This is a genomic window from Arthrobacter alkaliphilus, assembly GCF_021483235.1.
GTDB classification, from domain to species: Bacteria; Actinomycetota; Actinomycetes; order Actinomycetales; family Micrococcaceae; genus Arthrobacter; species Arthrobacter alkaliphilus.
Map to the genome: position 1 here is coordinate 1 of NZ_JAKEEC010000065.1, position 738 is coordinate 738.

General features: G+C 58.9%; 1 protein-coding gene. It reads left to right on the forward strand.

Going from position 1 to position 738, the window contains the following annotated elements; genetic code table 11:
• Positions 1 to 332 precede the first annotated feature (332 nt).
• Positions 333 to 738, forward strand: a 406-nt coding sequence (locus L0B83_RS20095) for a ribulose bisphosphate carboxylase small subunit (protein ID WP_443627148.1), incomplete at its 3' end; no start/stop codon positions are given.

A 738-nucleotide genomic window follows, 5' to 3' on the forward strand; every position in this document is an offset into this window, starting at 1 on the left:
TCCAGTCTCCTCGTCGAGCACTCCTCGCAACGTCCTGCCCATACACAATGGCCGCCGCAATGAAGTCCGCTGTGGTATGCAGGCCCATGGCCAAGCTGGCTGCTTCCAGCAAGCAGGCCAAGGCCCCTGTTGCCAAGGCTAACAAGATGATGGTGTGGAGGCCAGACAACAACAAGTACTTCGAGACCTTCTCCCACCTGCCACCCCTGACTGACGACCAGATCGCCAGACAGGTGGACTACATTGTGAACAACGGCNTATGCAGGCCCATGGCCAAGCTGGCTGCTTCCAGCAAGCAGGCCAAGGCCCCTGTTGCCAAGGCTAACAAGATGATGGTGTGGAGGCCAGACAACAACAAGTACTTCGAGACCTTCTCCCACCTGCCACCCCTGACTGACGACCAGATCGCCAGACAGGTGGACTACATTGTGAACAACGGCTGGACCCCTTGCCTGGAGTTCTCCGAGCCTGAGATTGCCTACACTGCCCAGTACAACACCATCCGCTTCGGCGCTGTGGCCTCTGGCTACTACGACAACAGGTACTGGACTATGTGGAAGCTGCCAATGTTCGGCTGCACCGACCCCTCTCAGGTGCTGAAGGAGATTGATGCCGCCACCAAGGCCTTCCCTAGCGCCTACGTGCGTATGGCTGCATTCGATGCCAACCGTCAGGTGCAGGTGGTGTCCATGCTTGTGCACAGGCCCCCCGGTGCCAAGGACTACAGGCTGCCAGAGG